Source organism: Biomaibacter sp. TOL, assembly GCF_059717795.1.
The window spans coordinates 3,358,306-3,382,524 of record NZ_AP046092.1 but is presented as its reverse complement, the minus strand read 5'-3'; the positions used below and the strand labels follow the sequence as shown (position 1 = coordinate 3,382,524).

Below are 24,219 nucleotides of genomic sequence, written 5' to 3'. Positions count from 1 at the left end.
TTTAAAAACATTAGTGCTTTTCAACTTTGGGTTTATAGTCTTTATCCTGGTTCCTGTGCAACTCACAGCAATCCATCTTTTTGCCGGCAAACTCTTTCTCATTGGCTTTAGCAAGTTTTTCCAGGAATTTGCTGAACCAATTAGCCATGATATCGCCTCCTGTAGTTTTTAGTTTGTTTATCCTTTAAAAGAATCGGCGCAGTCTTTACTACAGAAATAATAGGTTTTTCCATCTATAGTTCTAATAACCGCATCTTTTTTTGAGACCTTCATCCCACATACGGGGTCTGTCGCAAAGTCTATGGTTTCCATGTCATTTTGGTGATTTCCATGAGAATATCCTCCATGGGAATGACCTCCATTTCCGCTATACCCTCCATGTCCTCCATGGCCGCCATGACCTCCGCAGCAACCGCCTCCTCTCATCATAAGAAACATAAAGCCTGCGGCTAAAAGTATCCATATTATATTTAAATCCATAGTAAATACCTCCCTCATGAATTTTATACCCCTAATGGGTATATTTATTTTATACTATTCCGATATATTTTGTCAACTATTTTATTCTTATACTTTACCCTTACTATCCTGAAGTCTAAATGCATTTGGTTCGGGTGAAACTATTTTCCCAGCTATTAATCTTATCAGCCTATCCCCTATTTTTCCAATTTGTGGTTATGGGTGACAAGAATAATGTAGTTCCTGCTATTTTCAGCTTTTGCGATTCTTGAGATATTTCTTATCTCAAGTTATAAATGGTTAGGCGGTAAGTTCTTATATAGAACTTTGCTTATCCTCACCTGATTATATATAACCCCCAGCACCACAATTACCAGGCTCGTCCACTGGGCTACGGAGAGAGGCCCCGCCATCACACTGTCCCTGAAAAATTCGATTATAAATCGATAGATGGAGTAAAGTACCACAAAGCTCACAAAAAGCTCTCCGTCATATCGGATTTTTTTCCGGCGGTTCCATAGTATTATGAACATTGTATAACCCGCCAGGGCGGAATATAGCTGGGCAGGATGCCTGGGAACACCTTCCACCATTACAGCCCATGGAACATTCGTCACTTTTCCGTATATATCGCATCCTATGCGTCCTATGCCATAAGCCAGAGCAAGGGAAGGTGCTACTATATCCGCCAGTTTAAAAAAGTTGATTTTCTTGAGCCTGGTATAAATGACCGCCGCTATCAACCCGCCCAGTATGGCTCCGTGAAAGGATAGACCCCCTTCATTTACATGTAGTATCATGGCAGGATTTTTAAGATAAAAAGGTAAATCGAGGAGGACAAATAGCAACCGTGCTCCTATAAAGCCTGATATAATAATAAGCATGGAAAAATTCAGCACATCATCTTCATTCAGGCTTTTTCTTTTAGCTTCCTTCAATACCAAGTACATACCTGCCAACATTCCCAACGCTACAAAAAATCCCAGTTTATAAATCGTAAACGGTCCCAGTTTAAATAAAATGTTCATTGGACACCTCCATTCTTACATTCCAAAGGGTAATTTATATGGTAAAATTCTGGACAACAACCCAGTTATTTTTGTGAAATTTCCGGTCAGAATCATTATCCCGAAAATAATCATGATTGCACCCAGCACCTTTCGAGGAGTTCCCCGGCTCATCAATGACTTTAACCTATCATAATATTTGCCGAAGGCCACCGAAAGGATCAAATACGGTATCGCAAGGCCCAGTGAAAATATGAACATCAGCATCATTCCCTGTTTTGCCGCCGAGAGGGAACCCGCAATGAGCAGAAAATAAAAGAAAATCAAAGCTGTTGCTGCAAATGCAATTGCCACAACCCATGTTATGATCTTACGCATTTCCCTTCAACCTCTCTATTTTTTGCGGTTCATCGCTTAACTTCTTTTACTTTCGAAATTTTTATCTCCATGACAGCTTTCCTTATCGTGCCCGCCAAACATACCCCTCATCATAAAGATGTGCATCAGTGGGCAGAGCAATAGAAAACCGTATGATAAGACACTCCTGGCGCCGAACCTGGAAAAAGCGAAAATCAAAACCAGAGGAAGCAAACAACACAGCATCATCAATAACTCATGAAATAAACCACCGTGTTTTTTATCCATTTTTACCCTCCTTTAGATTTTTATACCCCAATGGGGTATATTTTTATTTTATACTATTCCTATGTTTTTAGTCAACTTATCTCGAATATATTTCACAAAAATATCAAAGACATCACGAGCAGGATATTTAATTTTTTGTTAGAAATACTATAATAGAAGTGAAACCTATGGCTATTCTTAATGTCAGATACACTGTTCTAAAAAAAGACCTGAGAGAAACGAAATCTAACACAACAACAGTTGGTAGACTATAAACCATAATATTCTCCCCAAAAAACAAAAGGAGACCAAGTTATGTTTTTATAACATGAACTTAGTCTCCAGTAAGTCTGGCCAATTAAATAAAATCTATATTTTTTTCAAAGCTCTATCAAACTCTGAAATTATATCATCAATATTTTCCAGGCCCGCAGAAATTCTGATCAGTCCTTTTGATATACCAGCGCTTTTAAGTTCATCATCATTCATTGCTCTATGGGAAGTCTTTACCGGATAGGATACTGAAGTAGTCACTCCGGCAAGGCTAGGAACAAATTTTATTGTCTCAAGTTCTCGTATCAGATCATATGCACCTTTCTCACCATTTTCCAGGTCTATGCTGAGCATTCCTCCAAAAAGATTGTTGTTAAAGATCTTTTTTGCCACATTATATGACGGAGATGTCGAGAGGCCCGGATAGTATACTTTTTTTATTTTATCATGATTTTCCAAAAAAACGGCCAGCTTCATCGCATTATTCGAATGTTGGATCATTCTCAACTCCAGCGTCCTGAGACTTCTTATCAAAAGCCATGCATCGAATGGACTCATAGTTGGTCCATAAAGAACTCCGGTCGAGCTAACTCTCTTTATCGTCTCTTTATCCGAGACTACTACACCTCCCAGGATGTCACTATGTCCGTTTAAAAATTTTGTGGCACTGTATACAACCACATCGGCTCCCAATTTTAACGGCTCACATATGATGGGTGTGGCAAAGGTATTGTCAATGATCACTTTGGCATTATGTTTATGCGCAACTTTTGCAATAGCAGGTATATCAATTACTTCCATTAAAGGATTTGATATGGTTTCCACATATACTATCTTAGTATTAGGTTTGAAATACGGTTCTATATCGTCATGTACAGGGTCTACAAAAGTAACTTCAACATTAAATTTCTTAAGTTCATCCTTTAAAAACTGAAAACTTCCTCCATATAATACATTGGCAGCTATGATATGATCACCGGATTTTATATGTGCCAGAATCGACATAGTGATTGCGGCCATACCTGATGAATAAACCTGGGCGTCTTCTCCGCCATCGATGTCGGACATTATTTCTTTTAATGCATCATGGACGGGGTTACTCATTCTTGTGTAGACATACCCTTTAGCTTGACCTTCGTATACTTTGTCCAGGGTCTCAACATCATCAAAAGTAAACACCGAACTTAAAGAAATAGGTAGTGATTTGCTCCCGGAAACTGAAGATGGGTTTTTCTCGCCCAAATGAGTAAGCTTTGTCATGAAGCCTTTTAGCATCATCATTTCCTCCAAATTTAATGTCATTTGTACCGGTTTTTACTCACGTCAGTACCGTGGACCCCTGTCTGCCAAATGCCTGTGACCAGGATTACTAAAGCTGTGAAGGTACAGACTATCTTAATATCGATGAAGACGTCGGAAATGCCATAGATTCCCTGTTACACAGGGTGTTTTACCCTGGCAACGGCGTGAGCCATCTCTCAAGACATCTCTGTTCTGCAGGAATTAGCACCTTCGGCTCTTCACCGGGTTGCCGGGCATCATCGGGCCAGTCCCTCAGCCTACTCTTGATAAGAGTTTTTAATATTCGTTTGTATGGAGTATTTATAGTACTTATATAAGATTATTTAAAATTATGGTAATAATATATTACTTTTAATCACTATTGTCAAGGGATATTCTTATTATTCAAATTTCTTTTCCATCCATCCCTGAAACATGGAAAGAACTGAACTGAAAATGAGATATATGAAAGCTGCTTCACTATATAGCCATAAAGGCTCGTAGGTAGCTGCAGTAATTTGCTGGGCTTTTTGAAACATCTCGGTCACGGTGATAGTAGCCGCAAGGGACGTATCTTTTACAAGACTAATAAAGGAGTTAGACAGCGGAGGTACAGCTACCCGCATCGCCTGGGGAAGAATTATATATACCAATATCTGTGCACGTGACATGCCTAGAGCCTGACCGGCTTCCCATTGTCCTTGTGAAATCGACAAAATGGAGGCTCTAAAAACTTCCGAGTTATATGCTCCTACATTTAGCGTAAAACCTATTATAGCCGAGGTAAAAGCATCCAGGGTGACACCGATACTAGGCAAGCCGTAAAATATGATGAATAATTGAACGAGCAACGGGGTACCTCTTATGATCCAAACATAAAACCTTGATATGCGTTCCAGCATCTTAATATCAGAGATCCTGGCAATAGCAGTGAAAATGGCTACAACCAATCCCAGAAAATAGGAAATAATGGTCAATGGAACCGTAAAATAGATGCCGGCCTTTAATAGAGGAAAAAAAGAATGTACCAGGATACCCGCAACCCTTAAAAATCTCTCATTGTTTACTATAAGATCCATCATTATTTAGACACATCTTCCCCAAACCATTTTTTAGATATTTCAAGATAAGTTCCATCATTTTTCATTTCTTCTAAAATCTTATTTATCTCCTTTATTAACTCTTCATTCCCCTTTCTGAATAAAAACGCACTTTTCTGTATATCTTTCTGTTCGTCAACTACCTTTATAGGTGAATCTGGTCTCTGTTTTTTAAAATCAAGGAATGATAGGCTGTCATTTATTGTTGCATCAATACGCTTCGACAGTAGTAAATCAACCGCTTGATTAAATCCTTCCGTCTGAATGACCTCAGCTCCATAAGATTTAGCCAAGTCAGCATAATTGCTCGTTAAAGACTGACCTGACTTTTTGCCCTTTAAATCTTCAAATTTTTTTATATCGTTGTTGTCTTTATGGACTATGAGTACCGCTTTGGAAACGATATATGGGTTTGAAAAATCGTATTTTTCCTTCCTATCGTCTCTTATGGCTACTTCATTTGCAACCACATCAAACCTTTTTGCGTCAAGACCTGCAAACATTCCATCCCATTTTGTCTCAATAAATTCAGGCTTCACTCCCAAACGTTTTGCCACTTCTCTGGCAATATCCACATCAAATCCGGTCAATTCCCCCGATTTATCATGAAAAGTAAAGGGCGCATATGTGCCTTCGGTACCTATTTTTATAACTCCTTCTTTTTTTATTTTTTCCAGGAGATTTTCCGTTTGAGCTGTTTGTGCTTGACTGGAACTCTGATTTTGTCTATCGGGTCCAGTGGCTTTTTTAGTACCACATCCGATAATAAATAGGGTAGCCAATACTAATACCAATACCGATACCGATACAAAAATTCTTTTCATTTGCAAGTCCTCCTTAAAATCTCATTTTTATTTACAATATTTTAACTTTCAAATACCATAAAACAACACCACTGAAAGCACCTGGCGTTTAATCCTTTCATCAATAAATTGGTATTATAAACCCAAAGCGAAAAGGATATCTTCCTTCAGGTCTTCTACATTTTCTATACCTACCGAAAGGCGCACCAGGCTGTCGCTGATACCTCTGGCCTTTCGTTCTCCTTCGGGAATAGAGGCATGGGTCATTTTAGCCGGAAGGCTTATAAGGCTTTCAACCGCTCCTAAACTTTCGGCAAGAGTAATGACTCTTACATTCCTTAGAAGTTTATCCGCAAGTTCTGGAGTTTGAAGCTCGAAAGATATCATGCCCCCAAATCCTCCGGCTTGCTTTTTCTGGATTTCATGGCCCTGGTGACCCGAAAGTCCAGGGTAGTATACCTTTTTTACATCCGGTAATGTAATAAGCCATGACGAAAGTTCCCTGGCATTTTGTTCATGGCGTTCCATGCGGACTCCCAGAGTCTTTATGCCCCTCATCAAAAGCCATGAGTCAAAGGGGCCAAGGATTCCTCCGGTAGAGTTTTGTATAAAATGAAGCTTTTCTGCCAGTTCTTTTTCTTTTACTACCACTAGTCCTGCTACTACGTCACTGTGTCCGCCAAGATACTTGGTGGCGCTGTGAATGACAATATCCGCCCCAAGGGCTAAAGGCTTTTGCCAGTAAGGGGTCATAAAGGTGTTGTCTACGATAACTTTAAGATTAAACTTTTTTGCAAGCCTTGAAACTTCATTAATGTCGGTTATTTTTAACAATGGGTTTGTGGGGGTTTCTATATATATCGCCCGAGTGTTTTTTTTGATAGCCCTTTCCACCTGATGTAATTCGCTAGTGTTTACATAAGTGGCTTCTATCCCTAGATTATCGAAGATTTTGGTTAAAACTCTATAAGTCCCGCCATAGACATCATCGGAAACTATGATGTTATCCCCTTTTGTAAACAGCATGAAAACCGCCGTGATGGCTGCCATCCCGGAAGCAAAGGCAAAACCTCTCCTGCCTTCCTCCAGGCTTGCGATCACATTTTCCAAGGCTTCCCGTGTTGGATTTCCCGTGCGGGAATATTCATAGCCCGAATGCTCCCCCGGCTCTTTTTGTCTGTAAGTGGAAACTTGATATATAGGATAACTTACCGCTCCCGTCCTGTCATCTATTTCAAAGCCCGTATGAAGAACTTTGGTATCTTCTCTCAATTTATATTCCTCCATGGTAAATCTTTTTGCTCAAATACCGCTCACTACCATCAGGAAAGATGGTTACTATGTTTGCCGGTGAGGTAAGTTCCCCAGCAATCTGTAAGGTCGCATAAAAAGCGGCACCTGAAGAACTACCTACCAGCACCCCTTCTTTTTTTGCCAGCTCTTTTACCATATTAAAAGCATCCTCATCAGAAACAGTCACTACTTTATCAATGAGTTTAACATCCAGAGTTTTGGGAATAAAATCCACGCCGATGCCTTCAGTTTTATGTGGTCCTTTGGGCCCTCCTCCAAGAATGGAACCCACAGGTTCCACAGCCACCGCCTTTATCTTGGAGTCTCTTTCTTTTAAAAACCTTGCAGTTCCGGTAAAGGTACCGCCGCTTCCCACTCCTGCTACAAAATAATCTATCTTACCGTCGAGCTGCTTATATATTTCCGGGCCGGTAGTTTTATAATGGGCCAGGGGATTTGCCATGTTTTCGAATTGATTTGGTATAAAAGAGCCCTCGATGTTTTCGGCCAGGTCCTTCGCTTTCTCAATGGCTCCTTCCATGCCCTTATCGGTGGGAGTATGAATGATTTCAGCCCCCAAAGCTTTCATGAGTTCCTGCTTTTCTACGGAAAACTTCTCCGGTATTACGAAAATGACCCTGTATCCCCTGTTTAATGCGGCCAGAGCAATGCCGATACCCGTGTTGCCTGCCGTGGGCTCTATAACTGTTCCCCCTTTTTTGATTAATCCTTGCTTTTCGGCTGCTTCCAGCATGAAGTTTCCAATCCTATCTTTTACACTGCCACCGGGGTTGAAATATTCCAGCTTTGCATAGATATTTACTCCTTCCGGCAGTGAAAAATTATTGATTTTTAGTATTGGTGTTTGACCTATAAGTTCTCTTATGTCGTTCACAACTTTACTCATTTCAATTCCCCTCCAATAATTGATTAGTGTAAAAACTCTAAGGCACTCAAAATCGACTTTTTACACCGGAATATTCATACCTCAAATCGTCACAAGCAGAAATAAAATTTCCCAATGGAAAAGTTTCATCCCGATCAATCTTTATTTAACTTTGATGAATGTCCAATTTTAAGCATCTCCTTTATATTTTCTAGCGGCGTTTCTCCAGAAATTTCGCATCCCGGCATCAGTATGAACCTTCCATGCCCTGCTTTTTTAATGCACTCCTTGGCTGCCCTGGCTACATCGGCAACGCTCCCGTATTCCATCACCGATGAAGGGTCTATGTTTCCCGCCAGGATCACTTTATCTTCCAATAGTCTTTTCGCTTCGCCAATATCTATTTTGTGGTCTACAGACATAATATCCGGTCCGATTTCCCTTATCAAATCCAGGCGGTCTCCTGTATCACCACAGATATGAAAAAAGGTTTTAGCCCCTTTGCTTTTTATATATCGGTTTATCTTATCAAGATAAGGAAAGGCAAACTTTTCAAAATGCCTCTTTGATATCAAATCCCCTGACGCCGAAGGGTCGGATATATATATCATTTCTATCCCGCTTTCTATAAAGAGAGTAACATATTCCAGGAAAATCTCGGTGGAAAATCTTAAAACTTCATTTGCAAAATTCTCATCTTTCCTCAGCATTCTCATAAATGTATCCGGGCCCACCATTTGTGCAGCCTGGGTGAAAGGTGCACGGCAGTTGACCGCAAGGATAATTTTTTCTTTTACCTTTTCATTTATGAAATCTGCTATCTGCCGTAGAGAATTTACATTCCTATCGGATTTTATCTTATTTATATCAAGTTTAAATAAATCCGATTTATCCCTAATGAGCGGATTTTCCATAAAAGGCGCACCCTTTTCGGGAAATTTCAGTTCGCCTCCCAAAGCCATGACAGGTACAGATGTAAGGCCCGCCAACAGGAAAAATATATCCGAGTCAATATTCAGAGCCTCTTCTATAACCACAGGAGCAAGTTTAAAAGGATTATCCAGAAATTCCTTTATGGTATACCCCCTCCGGTTTAAAGCCCAGAACTCGGTAGCAAAAGCCGAAGCGGCGGCTGTATTTTTATCAAGGAACATATCAATTATCCTCTGTCTGCCGACCATGACACATATCCCCCTTCGGAAATTTCAAGCTTCGGGTAAACACCCTGTCAAAATCAGGCAGCATGGAAAGTTCTACATATTTTACTTTATCGGTAAGCTCCTTCATTTCTTCCCTTATCTTTTTAGAAAGCAAGCACATCGCTGCACCGGCCTTTGAGGTGTTGCCAACAAAAATTATCTTATCTTTCCACTCCATGGCCGCCATTCCGATACCTATCAGGCTTTCCGGTCGAAGATGGGCACCGAAGGCTCCTGCCACATACACCTTTCCCAAATCCCCGGGTTTTAACCCCTTTTGTTCTAAAAGTGCGGTTATCCCTGCCCACAGAGCGCCTTTGGCCAGCTGGACCTGGCGTATATCCCGGGAAGTTAAATAAATGGCCGGTATATCTTCCCTGGGTTGTGTTACCATAAAGGCCGGCTTTCCATCATATTCAACGATACGGACAGCTATATCCATCAGAAGTGACTTCTCACTGTTTTTATGCATGCCGGTGGCAAGAACACCCGCGGTGATGTCGGCTCCTACATATCCTGATATGGATGGTAGACAATATACTTTCCCAAAAGGGGAGATCATAAGTCCCAGGTCCTTTTGAACCTGCAAGGTCATCAAATATCATAATGCCGTCAGCGCCTTTTTCCAGAAGTTCCAGAACAATTTCAAGATGCCTTTTACCTAAACTTCTCATATAGTTTCTAAACTCCAGCGGACTTCCGGGCAAAACTTTCGGATATGGGGCCCCCGCCCACCAACACTTTGACCCTATCGCGCAATCTTTCTTCTTTCAGTAGCTCAATTACTTTTTTCATTTCTCCCATAGTTGTAGTCATCAGTGTGGAAAGGCAGATGAGATCCGCATCTACTTGCTTTGCCTTGTTTACAAAGTCCCGAGCAGGAACATTCCTCCCCAGGTCGATAATTTCAAAACCCGATGCCTGAAGCAGTACTTTTACCAGATTTTTCCCTATATCATGGGTATCTCCTTCTACAACTCCTATGACAACCCTTCCCAAAACATGGGTTTCCTCTTTTTTAATATGGGGAGTCACCACTTCAAGTCCTGCGTACATGGCATCGGAGCATAGCAGCAGTTCCGGCACAAAATATTCATTTTCCTCAAAGAGCCTGCCCGCCTCATTCATGCCGATTACCAGCCCTTGATTGATGATGGTGAGCGGATTGATATTCATCTCTAATGCTTTTTTTGAATTTTTTGCCGTAAGTTCTTCTTCCATCTCCACTACATTATCGGCAATGGTCTTTAATATATCGATGTCTTTCAAAATGATTCCCCCTTATATTTTATTTCCGAGTTAATTGATTGGATTACTTATATTTATATTTATATTATCCTTCATTCTATTATTTGTCAAGATAAAAATTTCTTATTAAACAATATTTTGGCCGGTTTTACCGGCCTTTAAATTTTGTTTTTTGGAGTCGGATGAGTCACAGAACCGTCACCTGACTCACCTGACTCACTTTTTTGGGCATAAAAAAAGGAGATACTTTTTACCAAGTATTCTCCTCTTACGTCAGGATAAACTAAATTTTTCAATATTGAAACTGGCTTTGCCAATTTCCTCTATTTGTCACCTATAACCTTGTACTTCCTGCCTCTCATTTGGCTGCATTACAGACATGCAGACGTTTCATTTTATGCCCGGATTTCCTGGCGCAAAAATAAAGTATACGTGACGGCAAAGATTATAAGGGTCGCTGCGACCAATCCGGTAAGATGCGGCCATACGAGCAAAATGCTCTGGCCCAGAGGCAAAAATCCCTTTATTGCTCCTGATGCTTGTTCCGCAAGCACCGGTCCCAGAGTTCTGACGTCAGGGGAAAGAAGCGTTACAGAAGCTTCACTGTATAAAGTCGATGGAGATAAACGAGCCAAGCCCTGCTTTAATTCGATATTGTAAAGCTGGGTAATTGCCGGGGATTGATCATCTATTGGAAATACGGCGTCGGCCACCATTCCCGCCAGAAGCGGAATGAATATGGAAAACAACAGCCAGAGGGCTATTCCACCAAGTGCAGATGTGGCGCTCTGTCGAAAAAGTAGAGAAAACAGCATCGAGAGAGCCAACCAGAAAGCCATATAGACTACGCTTAAAGCCAGATAAAGCAGGAGCCGTGCGATTTCTTCTCCCGTCGGTGCTACACCCGTCATGAGTATTCCCATGCCGCCGACAAAACCTCCCAGGGCAAAAGTCTCAACGGCAAGCACTGCGAGCCTTGCCAGAAACTTGCCGTTTATAACATCATCGCGATATACGGGTTGAGACAGCAATCTGCTCATAGTGCCTCGATTTTGTTCTCCATTAATTGCGTCAAATCCCATAGCAAGACCAACCAAAGGGCCAAGCAGGGATAAAAACCATGTAAAAGGTGGCAGAGAATTGCCCGCCTTGGTAAAAATTCTTATTAAAACAAACTCATTATCCCCCGTTGCGCCGCCTGAGAGGTTCTGAACCGCTGCATAGAATGAAACCGCGCCGGTTATCATAATAAGAAAAAAAAGAATGAAAAAACGGCTGCTGGAAAACTGATCCGCCAGTTCTTTTCTGAATACCGTTTCAAGATTTCCGCTTCTGCGGCTTATTACTTTTTCTTCAACCTCTTTATTTATTTTACTAGAGCTTGCTGCTGCCATTTTGTTTCACCTCTTCCCCCCGAAAGTATTGCTGGTAAATGTCATCCAGGTTATATTCTCTGACTTTAAGATGGTAAACTGCCATGCTGCGAGCGGCAAGCTCAGCGACGATGCGAGGCGCCAGATTCTCTCCATCCCCTTTGACAAGCAACATATCGCCTTCCATTTCGATATCCAGGACTCCAGCCACCGATTTGACAGCATCGGCCAGCCGCTCCATAGGTTCGGCTCTAACTTCAATCACATTGCAACCGCTTGATAGTCTCGCTGCCAGATCCCTTATTCTCCCTTCTACGATTAGTTTCCCTTTTACAAAAATCCCGACCCTGTCACATACTGACTGCATCTGAAGGAGCAGGTGTGATGATATAATCACGGTCTTTCCTTCTTTTCGGCCCATATCTCTTATCATGTCCAGCAATTCTTTTGCCCCTTCCGGGTCAAGGCCAAGAGTCGGTTCGTCGAAGATTATAATCTTCGGGTCCTTCAAAAGCACATCTGCAATCCCAAGCCGCTGGCGCATGCCTCTGGAGTACTCCTTAACCTTTCTATCAGCCGATTCCGCAAGCCCCACATTTTTCAGCAGGCTTTGTATTCTGGCTTCAGCCTCCCTCTCGGAAATATGATTCAGTCTTGCAGTATACCGCAGATTCTCCCGTCCTGTCAGGTCATCATAAAACCCGATATTATCCGGCATATATCCGACTATTCTTTTTACATCAAGAGCATCTCTCATCGGATCATATCCACCCACCCGGAGGCTGCCTGACGTCGGTTCTGTCAACCCCATCAACATGAGTATAGTGGTGGTTTTCCCCGCTCCGTTGGGACCCAGAAGGCCGAAAATCTCTCCGGAGTTTATCACCAGGTTCAGGTGGTCCACAGCAGTTATATCTCCGTATGTTTTTGTGAGGTCAACGGTCGTAATTATGCCATCCTGTCCCATCTCTATCGCCGCCCATACTTATTAAATGTCCATACAACCCATAAAATTACGCCTATAACCACTGCGGCACCCACCAGACCCCAGAGCGTGGATGTATGCACCGTTACCCGAATATCCGCACTGGTGGAAGTTTCTTTGGTAGAAGCAGTAATGCTCAACGCATAATCTCCGGCGATGGCCTTGCCATAAGGAGTTATGAAGGCTGTCACCTGTCTTTTTTCTCCGCTCGCCAGTCTATCTATGCTGGTGGGTTCAAAAGTCACCGACCAGTTGTCAGGTGCCTGGGCTGAAAAATTAATATTTTGAAGGTCGGCACTGCCCTTGTTTTCCAATTGCAGTGTTACTGCTCCTCTCTGGCCCGCAATAGTATCCGCATTCAAACGTCCCGAGGGAGTTGTTAAATTTAATCTATATGTGCCTGTTATTACCACTTCCAGGTTTGTTTTGACAGCTTCATTTCCAGAAACAGCAGCTACGGTGATACTGTATTTGCCCGCTTTGACTCCTTCCGGAGGCTGAACTTCTACATCAAGGTCCTGGGTTTTGCCTGCTTCTAGGCTCAGGCTTGTTATCTGATTTTGCTGGTAAGCCGGCTTGAAAGAAACCTGCCACCCTTCTGGAGCGTTGGCACCCAAACTGTAGAAACGACCGTGACCGCTGTTATTATACAAAGTTGCACGAAAACTGTAACTCGCTGTGTCAGGACCGCTCAGCGAAGGGTACTGTACATCGAGCTTATCCCCACCGCTGGCACCCGCTTTTATCTTTATATTTAACGACAAATATGCACGACTATTTGAGCTGACGGCTTCAATCCGAAGATTATAATTTCCGTCCTTTTCGTTCTGAGGTATCTGAACCCGGAGCTCCGCCTGGGCCGTGTCATTGGAGGGGATAAATACTTCATGAATTTCCATACCATTTCCGAAAATTTGCCCGGTCCATCCGGCAGGCAGGGATGCTACCTTTAAATTGACATAACCGGATGGTCCGCTTATGGTGAGAGGAAACGATACACTGCTTCCCGGCTGTGTCGTTATTCCCGGATAATTGGTGAAAATCGTAAGATTCCCGGCCGCATTTGCCGGCGCTGAATACATTACAGTAAAAATAAAAACCAGAGAAAACAATAGGTACAACATTCTTTTAGGAAATTTTAAAATATAAAACCGATTAATCATCAAATTCACCCCTTTTTTTTATTTTTTGTTGACCCTATTTCCAAAATAAGTTTAAGGTAAAAATTTATAAAAAGTATGATAAATTTGTGAAGTTTTTTTGAAAAAATTTTTTAGTCTGCGGCTCATTAATCCACACCTGAGTATAAAAATCAAAAAACCTCTCCTTGTATAAGAAGAGGTTTAAAACGGTTTGCACTCATATTTCATTACCGCTTGTTATATAATACGACGCGGGTTGCTTTCCTTCCATTCCTTGCCTCATTGCATTACGAGCAACTGTATTCTGCCTTCTGTCCCGCCCTTACCATAGTTATGGCGTCCTTTGGGCATTTCTCCTCACAAATGCTGCAGCCGATGCAGAGCTCTTGATTTACTACATGTTTTTTCTTTAATTCGCCCTGTATGGCGCTGACCGGGCAATTCTTCGCACATATAGTGCAGCCTATGCATTTGTCGTCAATGACGGCTTTTTTCCGCTCGGTAAAAGCTGACGTTATGGTCTTTGTGGGACATACCTCAACACACTTCATGCAGTTTCGGCATTTTGCATAATCTATTACAGCCACATTGTTGACAACATGAATCGCATCAAAGGGGCATGCCTTTTCGCAGCGCTTGCATGCTATACATCCTATGCTGCAGACATCGCGGGTATCCTTGCCCTTCATCGTCGTCCTGCAGCGCACGTGGACTTCATTTCTTTCCGGCGTAAGGGCTATAACAAATTTGGGGCATTCTTTAACGCATAAGCCGCAGCCCGTGCATTTTTCTTCATCTATTACTGGTAGGCCATCATCGTTCATGGTAATGGCGCCAAAAGGACAAACTTTTGCACAATCCCCAAATCCAATGCAGGCAAATGGGCAACCTTTCGGGCCGCCGTTTACCAGGGAGGCTGCCCGGCATGATTTCACTCCGTGATAGTCCGATTTTAGTTTTGCCTCTTTATTTCCTCCCTGGCACAGAACCCGGGCGATTTTTTTATCCGCAGAAGCTCCCATATCTGATACACCCATGATACTGGCCACTTTTTGGGATACCGATGCTCCTCCCACTGCGCATGCATTGACCGGCGCTTTCCCTTCCACGATGGCCTTTGCAAGCCCGGAACATCCCGGAAATCCGCAGGCGCCGCAATTGGCGCCAGGCAATGCTTCAAGAACTCTGTCAACTCTGGGATCGTTTTCCACGGCAAATTTTTTAGACGCAAGCACCAGTCCTCCGCCCAAGACAAGGCCGAGGCCTGCCATACTCAATGTTGAAATTAAGATTAAATCCATGTCTTCACCTCCGGTATTTAACACGCTTCACAATTTTCATTCAGTCAATATGTGTTATATCATAGCGGCACAAGCCCGGCAAATCCCAAAAATATCATGGCAAGCAGACCGGCTGTAATAAACACTATTGCCGGCCCTTTCAATGCATCCGGCACATCGGAAAATTCCAGGTCTTCCCGAATGCCCGACATCAGAATCAGAGCCAGGGTAAATCCAAGGCCGGCCCCAACGCCAAATACGGTGCTTTCAATTAAATTGTAATTTTTTTGCGGAATTAAAAGCGCTACCGCCAGCACTATACAGTTTGTGGTTATCAAAGGAAGATATATGCCAAAAGCATTGTAAAGTGCGGGACTTATCTTTAAAACCACCATTTCCACCAGCTGTACAAGCGAGGCGATTACCAAAATGAAAGATACTATCTGTAAAAATGGCGCCAGACCAAACGGCACAAGTATAAAATTCTGTATAAAATAAGCTGCAACCGCTGTCATGGTCAAAACAAAAGTGGTGGCCATGCCCATGCCGACAGCGGTTTCCGTCTTGCTTGAAACCCCCAGGAAGGGGCAATTGCCGAGAAATCTGGAGAATACAAAGTTATTGACCAGTACTGAACCTATGATAATGAAAAATAATTCTTTCAGCATAAATGCACCACCTCCCTAGTGGGAATGCGTATTTTTAACAGATTTTCTTGTGATCATATTCATTATGCCTACCAGGATACCCATAACCAGAAATGCTCCAGGAGGCAGCAGCATGATTACCCAGTGAGTAGCCCGGCCCATCACATTTATCCCAAACAGGGTCCCGGAGCCCAGCACTTCCCTCACCACACTTATTAACGTAATCGCCCATGCATATCCGAGCCCCATCCCCAGAGCATCGGCGATAGATCTGGCCAGGCTTGCTTTAGATGCAAAGCCTTCAGCCCTCCAGAGGACTATACAGTTTACTACAATCAGAGGAATAAATATTCCCATAACCTGGTATAAAGGCGGGAAATAAGCCTTCATAAAAAGGTCGACCATAGTAGTAAAAGTTGCTATGACTATAATATAGCACGGTATCCTAACTTTTGGCGGAATGATATTTCTTAAAAGCGACACAAGAATGCTGGAGCATGTAAGCACAAATGTAAGTGCAAGGCCCATGGCAATACCGTTTTGCCCTGCCGTTGTCACCGCCAGGGCTGAGCATATGCCGATAACCGCCCTGAATATTGGATTTTCATTCCATAATCCATTTGTAAAATCTCTTATTAGTTGTGTCATCAGAAATCGCCTCCCACGGGAAATATTTTAGTGACTTCTGCAAGGGAAGTTTTTATGGCTTTTGAAACCGCCGTAGGAGAAATGGTCGCACCTGTTATAACCTTAACATCCTTCTTGGGAATAAATTCATCATTGACGGATTTGTTTTTAAACTGGTCTGTAAAAGCCGGCTCTTTTATTCTGGCTCCAAGGCCCGGAGTTTCGGACATGCTTAAAATTTCTATACCGGTGAGTTTGCCTTCCCGGGGATTATATCCAACCATTATTTCAATAGAACCGCTGAACCCCGATCCCGTTGTTTTATAAGCAATCCCTTTCTTGTTCCCCTGATTATCCGTGCCGATGTAAAATGTCATTCCTCCCTTTTCAACTGTGGTCATTTTTTCTGCACCGGGAATGACCTTTAAAACCGCCTGCTGAAGAGCCTGCTGGGCCTGCTCCTGAATCTTGGGGTTCGTCACTTCATAAGAAAAGGCCAGTACTGCTCCAGCCGCTAGGGAAATAATCGTAAGGACAACTATCATTCTCGCATATTGATTCATCTTGCCTTCACCTCCCCGTAAATCCTAGGTACTGTGTATCTGTTTATTACAGGAGTAAAGGCGTTCATTAATAGTATGGAAAAGGACACGCCTTCAGGATACCCGCCGTAAAATCTGATGATTACAGTAAAAATGCCGGCTCCCAGGCCAAAAATTATCTTCCCCAGCCTGCTGATTGGTGACGTCACCATATCGGTAGCCATGAAAAAAGCCCCCAGCATCAAACCGCCTGAAAGAAGTTCAAACACAGGATCCCGGCCTAACAATATGGATAGAACCGCTACTGTCCCCAGATAAAATGTTGGAATTCTCCATTCTATATATCCTTTATACAATAGATACAATCCTCCCAAAATTATCATCAGTGCCGAGGTCTCTCCCAGAGAACCGCCTATATTTCCTAGGAAAAGTCTGGCATAGTCGGTGGACACGCCCTGCATTTTCATCATCTGAAGCGGTGTGGCGCCAGTGGTGCCATCCACCGGATTTATCCATGTAGTCATCTGTACCGGGAAGGTAATCATCAAAAACACCCTGCCAATGAGAGCCGGGTTAAAGGGGTTCATTCCGAGGCCGCCGTAAACCTGTTTTCCCAGGGATATAGCTATTGCAGCGCCCACCACCGCCATCCATAGTGGAAGTCCCGGCGGAAGGTTCAATGCCAGAAGAATCCCAGTTACCACGGCACTGCCATCCCAGATGGTGATGGGCTTGCCCCTGAGTTTTTGAAAGATAGCCTCTGTCAATACTGCTGCCAGTGTTGTTATGATAACAAGAACTAAAGCTCTCATCCCGAAAAAATATATACCTGCAGCTGCTGGCAACATTAAAGCACCTGCCACGTTGAACATTATTTTCTGAACACTTTCTCCCGAATGAATATGGGGAGATGAAGTGGTAATAAACTTATATTCTCCCATCCAATTATCCCTCCTGCCTTTGCTTTATATATACATGTTTCAAATTTACACAATTTTTCTGGGTTTCTTTCGCACCATTTTAAGTGCTTAAATTTTTTCCTATATTAATATTATTTTTTCTTTGAAGCAACTATGTGATTTTTAGCAAGTCTGATAAGCTGCGTCAAAGGAATATGAGCAGGGCAAACATATGCGCAACATCCACACTCTATGCAGTCAAGAGCATGATATTCTTCGGCTTCGGTCCACATGCCTCTTTCTGCAAATTTGCCCAATGTAGTGGGCAACAGATGTATCGGACATGCATCTACACAGCGAGCGCAGCGTATGCAAGGCGATTGCTCTGATAAAACAACATCATTTTTAGCCAGTACAAGTATACCTGAAGTCCCTTTTATGGCAGGTACATCCAGCACCGACTGGGCAAGACCCATCATGGGGCCCCCCATAATAACCTTGCCCGCTTCTCCCTTAAATCCTCCACACTGTTCAATAATTTCGGAAAAGGGTGTTCCTATTCTTATTAAGAGGTTCTTGGGTTCATTTACTGCTGTGCCTGTTACGGTAGCTATCCTTTCCACCAGAGGCATGCCGGTTTTGATGGCATTGGCAATGGCAGCACATGTGCCGGCATTGTCAACTATAACATGCACATCCATAGGAAGACCACCCGAAGGCACTTCCCGACCGGTGACAGCATTTATGAGCTGTTTTTCTCCGCCCTGAGGGTACTTGGTAGCCAGTTCTACCAGTTCGATGCCATCTTTTGCTTGTATGGCCTTTCTGATGGCCTCAATGGCATCGGGCTTGTTCTCTTCGATGGCAATATATCCATTTTTCACTCCTGTGGCCTTCATTATTGCCTCAAGACCTAATACTACATCATCGGGTCTTTCAACCATCAACCTGTGGTCCGCCGTGAGATACGGTTCGCACTCGGCACCGTTTACTATGATGGTATCAATGGTCTTCCCGGGCGGTGGTGACAACTTTACCTGAGTGGGAAAACCTGCACCTCCCATACCTACTATGCCCGATTCCCGGATAAGGTTTTTAATCTCGTCAGGCGAGAGCTCTGCCAGGGGTTTCGGAGCATTTATACCTTCAAACAGCTCGTCCTTGCCATCGGACTCTATCACCACCGACATTACCATGCCTCCACCGGGATGAGGCCTTGGCTCCACAGCCGTCACCTTGCCTGATATGCTGGCATGAATTGGTGCTGATACAAATGCCCTGGCTTCACCAATCTTCTGGCCTTTTTTTACCAGGTCCCCAACTTTTACTATGGGTTCGCATGGAGCCCCTACATGCTGACTCATGGGGATTATTACCCTGTCGGGCAATTTTGCCGTCTCGACAGGTTTATGCTTTGTAAGGTCTTTATTGTAAGGAGGATGTATACCTCCTCTGAAGGTTTTGAGCATCGTTTCACCTCTCCTTTTAAAGTAAAACCTAATAATAGTTCGACATTTTTTTTTAAAAACCTTTTAAAATAATCCTTTTTAAGCTAATATTTCTTTTCACAAGTATATAGTATACATTATTACAACGGTTATTGCATACAATTTATTTAATTCAGATACCAAAAAAATTTTTAAAGTTGTCAATAAATATAGCAGGATGATTATAAAGCTAATTTCACATATTCATTATACAATAAAAGAAGCCCGTGTTCTATAATTATATGTTAGAATTTGATTGTAATATTTTTCAAATTAATACAAAAAAGCCCGGGGATTATTCCCGGGCCAAAACCCTGGGTCTTGGGGTGTAATCGGTATGGAGAAGTTCATGAGCCCTGTGGCTCAAGGGCTTTATCAGAAAATCCCTGTAAAGCTGCTGTACTGCCGGATTTTCATGGGATTTCCTTAGCCTCATGGATTTATCGGCCTCATATATGGCCTGCATGCGCTTTTGTCTTACGTCATTATCCGTGGGAATAATCTGGCCTCCTCCTCCCAAACAGCCGCCCGGACATGCCATAACTTCTATAAAATGGTATGTTTTTTGTCCGGCTTTCACGGCTTCGAGAAGCTTTCGCGCATTGGCCAGGCCATGAGCTACGGCGGCTTTTAAAATGGTGCCGTTGATAGCTAGCTCCGCTTCTTTTATACCGTCAAGACCTCTTACCGGAGTAAAATTAATGTCTTCCAGCTCCTTACCGGTCACCAGTTCATATGCTGTTCTGATGGCCGCTTCCATAACCCCGCCGGTAGCTCCGAATATGACGCCGGCACCGGTGGATATGCCTAGCGGGAGATCGTATTCCTCGGGTTCCAGTTTGGAAATATCTATTCCCATTTCCTTTATCATTCTGGAAAGTTCCCTGGTAGTTATAGCTATATCCACATCGATGTATCCGCTGGATACCATTTCCCCTCTCTGAGCCTCGAATTTTTTGGCTGTGCACGGCATCACCGACACCACAACTATATTTTCAGGATTAAGCCCTGCTTTAGCGGCATAGTAGGTCTTTATCAGAGCGCCCATCATCTGCTGCGGAGATTTGCAGGTGGAAAGATTGTCGAGGAATTCCGGATAAAAATGCTCGCAGAATTTTATCCATCCCGGGCTGCAGGAAGTGATGAGGGGCAATTTCCCTCCGGCTTCAAGGCGCTCGATGAGCTCACTGCCCTCTTCCATGATGGTGAGGTCTGCAGTGAAATCTGTGTCGAATACTCTGTCAAACCCCAGCCTCCGAAGGGCTGCCACCATCTGCCCTGTCACAATACTGCCGGGTTCCAGACCAAAGGCTTCTCCCAGGGCTACTCTTACCGCCGGAGCCGTCTGCACCACTACAAATTTATTTGGATCTGCCAGGGCTTCAAAAACCTTTTCCGTATCGTCCCTTTCGGTCAAAGCGCCGGTAGGGCATGCCATGACACACTGGCCGCACTGGCTGCATGGCATACGGTACAACCCCTCGCAGAAGGATGGGTCAATGGAGGTCTTGAATCCCCGGTGGTGGGGTTCCAGTACACCTATACCCTGGATGTCATTGCACACATTGACACAGCGCCGGCAAAGAATGCACTTATTTGGGTCCCGAACAATGGCGGGGGTGGTTTCATCTTTTTCGTAACGGGATCTTTCTCCCTCAAAGGGCATTTCGGTAATATTGAGTTGGCTTGAAAGCTTCTGTAGTTCACAATTTCCGTTTCTGAGGCATGTAGGACATTCCATTGGATGGTTCGACAGAATGAGTTCCAGGATGGTCTTCCGTGCTTTTCTTATAAAGGGAGTATTGGTTCTTACTTCCATGCCTTCCGCCGCCGGTGTGACGCAGGACGCCTGTAGGGTTTTGGCCCCCTTGACTTCCACCACGCAGAGCCGGCATACTCCCATGGCCTTCAAATCCTCTCGATGACAGAGGGTGGGAATGTATATCCCGGCCTTTTTAGCTGCATCCAGGATGGTGGAGCCTTCTTCCACCTGGACATCTACACCGTTTATTTTAAGATTCAGCATTTTTCACCCCTCCTTCCTGGGATTCTTTAACATCGCATCTCAAGCAGCGGCAAGCTTCCTTATATGCCATTTCTTCCGACATGCCCCGTTCCACTTCGGCAAAGCTCTTTGTTCTTTCATCCGGAGAAAGTTTTTGTACTGCGTATCTTTCCATCGGCTGTTCATAAATTTCGTATTCGGTTTTCCTAACATATGTCCTCTTTCTCCTGTACATCTCTCCTCCCAGGAATTTATCTATGGACAGTGCCGCTCTCCGCCCAAAATCTATGGCCTCTATAACTGTGGCAGGGCCAGTTACGCAGTCGCCTCCGGCAAAGACGCCGGTCAGGGATGTTTCCAGGGTATCTTTATTTACCTGAAGGGTCATATTCTTATTTACCTCAATCCCAATATTATTTAAATCAGGCTGTTGTCCTATGGCTGCGATGACACTGTCGACCTTCACCGTAAATTCCGAATCTTCGATAGGGACTGGTTTTCTCCGGCCGCTTCTGTCGAATTCCCCGGGTCTCATCCTCTGTATCCTGATTTTATCCACCTTTCCATTGTCGCCCAGGATTTCCACCGGAGCGGTGTAGTGGTGGAATCTGATGCCTTCGGCCAGAGCGTCTTCAATTTCCTCTTTTTGAGCCGGCATCTCTTCCCTGCTCCTGCGGTAAAAGAGGTGAACCTCGCCGGCTCCTTTTCTCAGAGCAGTCCTCGCTGCATCTATCGCCGCATTGCCGCCGCCTATGACTGCTACCCGTTCCCCGAGAGGTACTTCCAAACCTAGATTTACTTTCCTCAAAAACTCCACGCCTGAAAATACTCCAGTCAGTTCCTCGCCGGGAATCCCCAGCTTCATGTCCCTGTGGGCTCCTATAGCTATAAATATGGCTTCAAAGTTCTGTTTCTTTAAATCTTCCAGGCTAAAATCTCTTCCGAGGGCCTGATTCAATTTTATCTCGACCCCGACGGATTTTATATGCTCGATTTCCGCCGCCAGGACCTCCCTGGGAAGCCGGTATTCGGGAATCCCCACCGCCATCATGCCTCCGGCCACCGGCAGAGCTTCAAATACCGTAACATTGTATCCTTCTCTCGCCAGGTAATAGGCCGCGGTAAGCCCCGAAGGACCTGCACCGATGATGGCCACTTTTTTACTTTTAAGCGCTCTCAAGACGGGCTTTTGTGGATTTTTCATATCATAGTCGGCGGCAAATCTTTTCAATGCCCTTATGGCCACAGGATCATCTATCTGGGATCTGCGACATTTAGACTCGCAGGGATGGTTGCACACCCTGCCGCAAATGGCCGGGAAGGGGTTGTTTTCCCTTATTATTTCCACCGCTCTGGAATAATCCTTTTGCCTTATGGCGCTTATATAAAGCGGCACCTCTACTCCGGCGGGACAGGCGTTCTGGCATGGCGAATCAAAAAGGCTGGCGCAGACCGATGCCGGGCATTTCTTGTATTTTATATGGGCTTCATACTCGTCTCTAAAATACCTGATGGTGGAGAGTACCAGGTTCGGAGCCGTTTGCCCCAGGCCGCACAGAGCGGTTTCCTTTATGATATTGCCGGTATCTATGAGCCTCTCAATATCCCCTTCGCGGCCTTCACCCCTGGTGATGCGTTCCAGAATCTCCACCATCCTCTTGGTGCCCAGGCGGCATGGGGCGCACTTGCCGCAGGATTCGTCCTGCACAAACTGTAGGAAGAATTTCGCAAAGTCCACCATACATGTATCTTCATCCACTACGATAAGGCCGCCGGAACCCATGATGGTGCCCAGTTCCTTCAATGTCTCATAATCCACAGGAGTATTCAAATATTCCCTGGGTATGCATCCCCCGGAAGGCCCACCGGTCTGGGCAGCCTTGAATTTTTTCCCGCCGGGTATTCCTCCTCCGATATCGTATATTATATCCCCCAGACTCGTGCCCATGGGTACCTCCACAAGGCCTGTGTTGTTGATTTTTCCGGCCAGGGCGAATACCTTGGTCCCGGTATTGTTGGAAGTACCGTATGAAGCAAACCATTCGGCTCCATTCAAGATAATCGGACAGATATTGGCATAGGTCTCCACATTGTTTATAAGAGTGGGTTTCCCGAGATATCCTTCGTTGGCCGGAAATGGTGGTTTTGGCCTGGGCTCCCCACGCTTCCCCTCCACCGATGCTATAAGGGCCGTCTCTTCACCGCATACGAAGGCTCCCGCCCCCACCTTTATATCAAGCTCGAAGTCAAAACCGGTCCCCAGGATATTCTTGCCCAGTAGGCCCCACTCTCTGGCCTGGGAAATGGCATAGCCCAAACGTTCCACCGCCAGAGGGTATTCTGCCCGGACATAAACATACCCCTGATTTGCACCTACAGCGAAACCTGCTATGGCCATGGCTTCTATCACGGAATGGGGATCTCCTTCCAGGACACTTCTGTCCATGAATGCGCCGGGATCTCCTTCATCGGCATTGCACAGTACATATTTGGGATAGCCTTTAGCCCTGGCGGTAAAGCTCCACTTCAATCCTGTGGAAAACCCTGCGCCGCCGCGACCCCGAAGGCCTGACTTTTTAATGACATCTATCACTTCTTCGGGTTTCATTTCACTCAGTACTTTGGTCAATGCCTTATACCCGTCAACAGCTATATATTCCTCTATACTCATGGGGTCTATAAGGCCTGTGTTTCTCAGGGCAATTTTTACCTGTTTTGCGAAAAAAGGGTTTTCTCTTAACGTGGGGGCAAGCCGACCGTCGTGTTCCCGGGCCACCAGTTCCTCCACTACCTCCCCCATATAGAGATGTTTTTCGACTATCTTTGCGGCGCCTTCCGGCGTAACTTTGGTATAGAGCACGCCCTCCGGATACACTAGCACCATGGGGCCCAGATGACAGGGGCCCATACACCCCGTTACCACTACTTTGATTTCCTGCGAAAGGCCCATCCGATCAATACCTGAAAGCATTGCTTCCTTTACTTTGAGGCATCCGGATGACATACATCCCCCGCCGCCGCATACCAGCACATGGCTTCTGTAAAATTGCATTTCTCTC

25 protein-coding genes and 1 riboswitch are annotated in these 24,219 nt (G+C 44.3%); all 25 genes read right to left on the bottom strand.

The annotated features are described in order from the left end of the window. Positions 1–10 precede the first annotated feature (10 nt). The gene (locus AC6I1H_RS16580; RefSeq protein ID WP_463052554.1) at positions 11–148 is read right to left on the bottom strand and encodes an LDCC motif putative metal-binding protein; all 138 of its coding nucleotides are present in this window, start codon (positions 146–148) and stop codon (positions 11–13) included. A 29-nt stretch (positions 149–177) separates the two neighbouring features. Then, positions 178–480 (bottom strand): YHS domain-containing protein, encoded by a 303-nt coding sequence (locus AC6I1H_RS16575; protein ID WP_497738621.1) that lies wholly within the window; start codon positions 478–480, stop codon positions 178–180. Positions 481–749: 269 nt separating this feature from the next. Then, positions 750–1,487, bottom strand: a complete 738-nt coding sequence (gene lgt, locus AC6I1H_RS16570) for a prolipoprotein diacylglyceryl transferase (RefSeq protein WP_497738620.1) — start codon at positions 1,485–1,487, stop codon at positions 750–752. 15 nt (positions 1,488–1,502) lie between these two features. After that, the gene (locus tag AC6I1H_RS16565) at positions 1,503–1,844 is read right to left on the bottom strand and encodes a hypothetical protein (protein ID WP_497738619.1); all 342 of its coding nucleotides are present in this window, start codon (positions 1,842–1,844) and stop codon (positions 1,503–1,505) included. 36 nt (positions 1,845–1,880) lie between these two features. Next, positions 1,881–2,111, bottom strand: coding sequence for a DUF2933 domain-containing protein (locus AC6I1H_RS16560; protein ID WP_497738618.1), 231 nt, complete (start codon positions 2,109–2,111; stop codon positions 1,881–1,883). A gap of 348 nt (positions 2,112–2,459) precedes the next feature. Then, positions 2,460–3,644, bottom strand: coding sequence for a trans-sulfuration enzyme family protein (locus AC6I1H_RS16555; RefSeq protein WP_497738617.1), 1,185 nt, complete (start codon positions 3,642–3,644; stop codon positions 2,460–2,462). A gap of 17 nt (positions 3,645–3,661) precedes the next feature. Then, the gene (locus tag AC6I1H_RS16550; RefSeq protein ID WP_497740840.1) at positions 3,662–3,793 is read right to left on the bottom strand and encodes an alanine:cation symporter family protein; all 132 of its coding nucleotides are present in this window, start codon (positions 3,791–3,793) and stop codon (positions 3,662–3,664) included. Positions 3,794–3,831: 38 nt separating this feature from the next. Beyond that, a riboswitch (SAM riboswitch) is annotated at positions 3,832–3,938 on the bottom strand. Between the two features lie 107 nt (positions 3,939–4,045). Beyond that, positions 4,046–4,726 carry an amino acid ABC transporter permease gene (locus tag AC6I1H_RS16545; RefSeq protein WP_497738616.1) on the bottom strand — a complete coding sequence of 227 codons (681 nt, stop codon included), beginning with the start codon at positions 4,724–4,726 and terminating at the stop codon, positions 4,046–4,048. Then, the gene (locus tag AC6I1H_RS16540; RefSeq protein WP_497738615.1) at positions 4,726–5,568 is read right to left on the bottom strand and encodes an amino acid ABC transporter substrate-binding protein; all 843 of its coding nucleotides are present in this window, start codon (positions 5,566–5,568) and stop codon (positions 4,726–4,728) included. The genes AC6I1H_RS16545 and AC6I1H_RS16540 overlap by 1 nt, the downstream gene beginning before the upstream one ends. Before the next feature lie 114 nt (positions 5,569–5,682). Continuing rightward, positions 5,683–6,819, bottom strand: a complete 1,137-nt coding sequence (locus AC6I1H_RS16535; protein ID WP_497738614.1) for a bifunctional cystathionine gamma-lyase/homocysteine desulfhydrase — start codon at positions 6,817–6,819, stop codon at positions 5,683–5,685. Between the two features lies 1 nt (position 6,820). Further along, complete coding sequence (gene cysK / locus AC6I1H_RS16530) at positions 6,821–7,747, bottom strand: cysteine synthase A (RefSeq protein ID WP_497738613.1); 927 nt, start codon at positions 7,745–7,747, stop codon at positions 6,821–6,823. Between the two features lie 134 nt (positions 7,748–7,881). Beyond that, a complete protein-coding gene (locus tag AC6I1H_RS16525; protein WP_497738612.1) occupies positions 7,882–8,907 on the bottom strand; it encodes a uroporphyrinogen decarboxylase family protein in 1,026 nt (341 codons plus the stop codon). Beyond that, positions 8,882–9,520, bottom strand: coding sequence for an ASKHA domain-containing protein (locus AC6I1H_RS16520; RefSeq protein WP_497740838.1), 639 nt, complete (start codon positions 9,518–9,520; stop codon positions 8,882–8,884). Before AC6I1H_RS16520 ends, AC6I1H_RS16525 begins: the two co-directional genes overlap by 26 nt. An 86-nt stretch (positions 9,521–9,606) precedes the next feature. Further along, positions 9,607–10,194: a corrinoid protein gene (locus AC6I1H_RS16515; RefSeq protein WP_497738611.1), complete on the bottom strand. Its 588-nt coding sequence runs from the start codon at positions 10,192–10,194 to the stop codon at positions 9,607–9,609. A 374-nt stretch (positions 10,195–10,568) separates the two neighbouring features. After that, positions 10,569–11,567, bottom strand: a complete 999-nt coding sequence (locus AC6I1H_RS16510) for an ABC transporter permease (protein ID WP_497738610.1) — start codon at positions 11,565–11,567, stop codon at positions 10,569–10,571. Next, positions 11,548–12,513: an ABC transporter ATP-binding protein gene (locus tag AC6I1H_RS16505; RefSeq protein WP_497738609.1), complete on the bottom strand. Its 966-nt coding sequence runs from the start codon at positions 12,511–12,513 to the stop codon at positions 11,548–11,550. Before AC6I1H_RS16505 ends, AC6I1H_RS16510 begins: the two co-directional genes overlap by 20 nt. Positions 12,514–12,515: 2 nt before the next feature. Further along, a complete protein-coding gene (locus AC6I1H_RS16500) occupies positions 12,516–13,694 on the bottom strand; it encodes an NEW3 domain-containing protein (protein WP_497738608.1) in 1,179 nt (392 codons plus the stop codon). A gap of 266 nt (positions 13,695–13,960) precedes the next feature. After that, entirely contained in the window at positions 13,961–14,974 is a 1,014-nt protein-coding gene (locus AC6I1H_RS16495; RefSeq protein WP_497738607.1) for an RnfABCDGE type electron transport complex subunit B, read from the bottom strand. 59 nt (positions 14,975–15,033) lie between these two features. Next, complete coding sequence (gene rsxA, locus AC6I1H_RS16490; RefSeq protein WP_497738606.1) at positions 15,034–15,621, bottom strand: electron transport complex subunit RsxA; 588 nt, start codon at positions 15,619–15,621, stop codon at positions 15,034–15,036. Between the two features lie 15 nt (positions 15,622–15,636). Next, complete coding sequence (gene rsxE, locus AC6I1H_RS16485; RefSeq protein WP_497738605.1) at positions 15,637–16,248, bottom strand: electron transport complex subunit RsxE; 612 nt, start codon at positions 16,246–16,248, stop codon at positions 15,637–15,639. After that, a complete protein-coding gene (locus AC6I1H_RS16480; protein ID WP_497738604.1) occupies positions 16,248–16,790 on the bottom strand; it encodes an RnfABCDGE type electron transport complex subunit G in 543 nt (180 codons plus the stop codon). The genes rsxE and AC6I1H_RS16480 overlap by 1 nt, the downstream gene beginning before the upstream one ends. After that, positions 16,787–17,710: an RnfABCDGE type electron transport complex subunit D gene (locus tag AC6I1H_RS16475; protein ID WP_497738603.1), complete on the bottom strand. Its 924-nt coding sequence runs from the start codon at positions 17,708–17,710 to the stop codon at positions 16,787–16,789. Before AC6I1H_RS16475 ends, AC6I1H_RS16480 begins: the two co-directional genes overlap by 4 nt. Before the next feature lie 110 nt (positions 17,711–17,820). Further along, positions 17,821–19,137, bottom strand: a complete 1,317-nt coding sequence (gene rsxC / locus AC6I1H_RS16470) for an electron transport complex subunit RsxC (protein ID WP_497738602.1) — start codon at positions 19,135–19,137, stop codon at positions 17,821–17,823. A 313-nt stretch (positions 19,138–19,450) separates the two neighbouring features. Next, positions 19,451–21,181, bottom strand: a complete 1,731-nt coding sequence (locus AC6I1H_RS16465) for an NADH-dependent [FeFe] hydrogenase, group A6 (protein WP_497738601.1) — start codon at positions 21,179–21,181, stop codon at positions 19,451–19,453. Next, positions 21,168–24,212: an NADH-quinone oxidoreductase subunit NuoF gene (gene nuoF / locus AC6I1H_RS16460; RefSeq protein ID WP_497738600.1), complete on the bottom strand. Its 3,045-nt coding sequence runs from the start codon at positions 24,210–24,212 to the stop codon at positions 21,168–21,170. The genes AC6I1H_RS16465 and nuoF overlap by 14 nt, the downstream gene beginning before the upstream one ends. Positions 24,213–24,219: the final 7 nt, after the last annotated feature.

Coding starts and splice junctions, on each gene's coding strand:
- AC6I1H_RS16580 (WP_463052554.1), bottom strand. CDS start 148: ATGGCTAATTGGTTCAGCAAATTCCTGGAAAAACTTGCTAAAGCCAAT.
- AC6I1H_RS16575 (WP_497738621.1), bottom strand. CDS start 480: ATGGATTTAAATATAATATGGATACTTTTAGCCGCAGGCTTTATGTTT.
- lgt (WP_497738620.1), bottom strand. CDS start 1,487: ATGAACATTTTATTTAAACTGGGACCGTTTACGATTTATAAACTGGGA.
- AC6I1H_RS16565 (WP_497738619.1), bottom strand. CDS start 1,844: ATGCGTAAGATCATAACATGGGTTGTGGCAATTGCATTTGCAGCAACA.
- AC6I1H_RS16560 (WP_497738618.1), bottom strand. CDS start 2,111: ATGGATAAAAAACACGGTGGTTTATTTCATGAGTTATTGATGATGCTG.
- AC6I1H_RS16555 (WP_497738617.1), bottom strand. CDS start 3,644: ATGATGATGCTAAAAGGCTTCATGACAAAGCTTACTCATTTGGGCGAG.
- AC6I1H_RS16545 (WP_497738616.1), bottom strand. CDS start 4,726: ATGATGGATCTTATAGTAAACAATGAGAGATTTTTAAGGGTTGCGGGT.
- AC6I1H_RS16540 (WP_497738615.1), bottom strand. CDS start 5,568: ATGAAAAGAATTTTTGTATCGGTATCGGTATTGGTATTAGTATTGGCT.
- cysK (WP_497738613.1), bottom strand. CDS start 7,747: ATGAGTAAAGTTGTGAACGACATAAGAGAACTTATAGGTCAAACACCA.
- AC6I1H_RS16525 (WP_497738612.1), bottom strand. CDS start 8,907: ATGGTCGGCAGACAGAGGATAATTGATATGTTCCTTGATAAAAATACA.
- AC6I1H_RS16520 (WP_497740838.1), bottom strand. CDS start 9,520: ATGACCTTGCAGGTTCAAAAGGACCTGGGACTTATGATCTCCCCTTTT.
- AC6I1H_RS16510 (WP_497738610.1), bottom strand. CDS start 11,567: ATGGCAGCAGCAAGCTCTAGTAAAATAAATAAAGAGGTTGAAGAAAAA.
- AC6I1H_RS16505 (WP_497738609.1), bottom strand. CDS start 12,513: ATGGGACAGGATGGCATAATTACGACCGTTGACCTCACAAAAACATAC.
- AC6I1H_RS16500 (WP_497738608.1), bottom strand. CDS start 13,694: ATGATTAATCGGTTTTATATTTTAAAATTTCCTAAAAGAATGTTGTAC.
- AC6I1H_RS16495 (WP_497738607.1), bottom strand. CDS start 14,974: ATGGATTTAATCTTAATTTCAACATTGAGTATGGCAGGCCTCGGCCTT.
- rsxA (WP_497738606.1), bottom strand. CDS start 15,621: ATGCTGAAAGAATTATTTTTCATTATCATAGGTTCAGTACTGGTCAAT.
- rsxE (WP_497738605.1), bottom strand. CDS start 16,248: ATGACACAACTAATAAGAGATTTTACAAATGGATTATGGAATGAAAAT.
- AC6I1H_RS16480 (WP_497738604.1), bottom strand. CDS start 16,790: ATGAATCAATATGCGAGAATGATAGTTGTCCTTACGATTATTTCCCTA.
- AC6I1H_RS16475 (WP_497738603.1), bottom strand. CDS start 17,710: ATGGGAGAATATAAGTTTATTACCACTTCATCTCCCCATATTCATTCG.
- rsxC (WP_497738602.1), bottom strand. CDS start 19,137: ATGCTCAAAACCTTCAGAGGAGGTATACATCCTCCTTACAATAAAGAC.
- AC6I1H_RS16465 (WP_497738601.1), bottom strand. CDS start 21,181: ATGCTGAATCTTAAAATAAACGGTGTAGATGTCCAGGTGGAAGAAGGC.
- nuoF (WP_497738600.1), bottom strand. CDS start 24,212: ATGCAATTTTACAGAAGCCATGTGCTGGTATGCGGCGGCGGGGGATGT.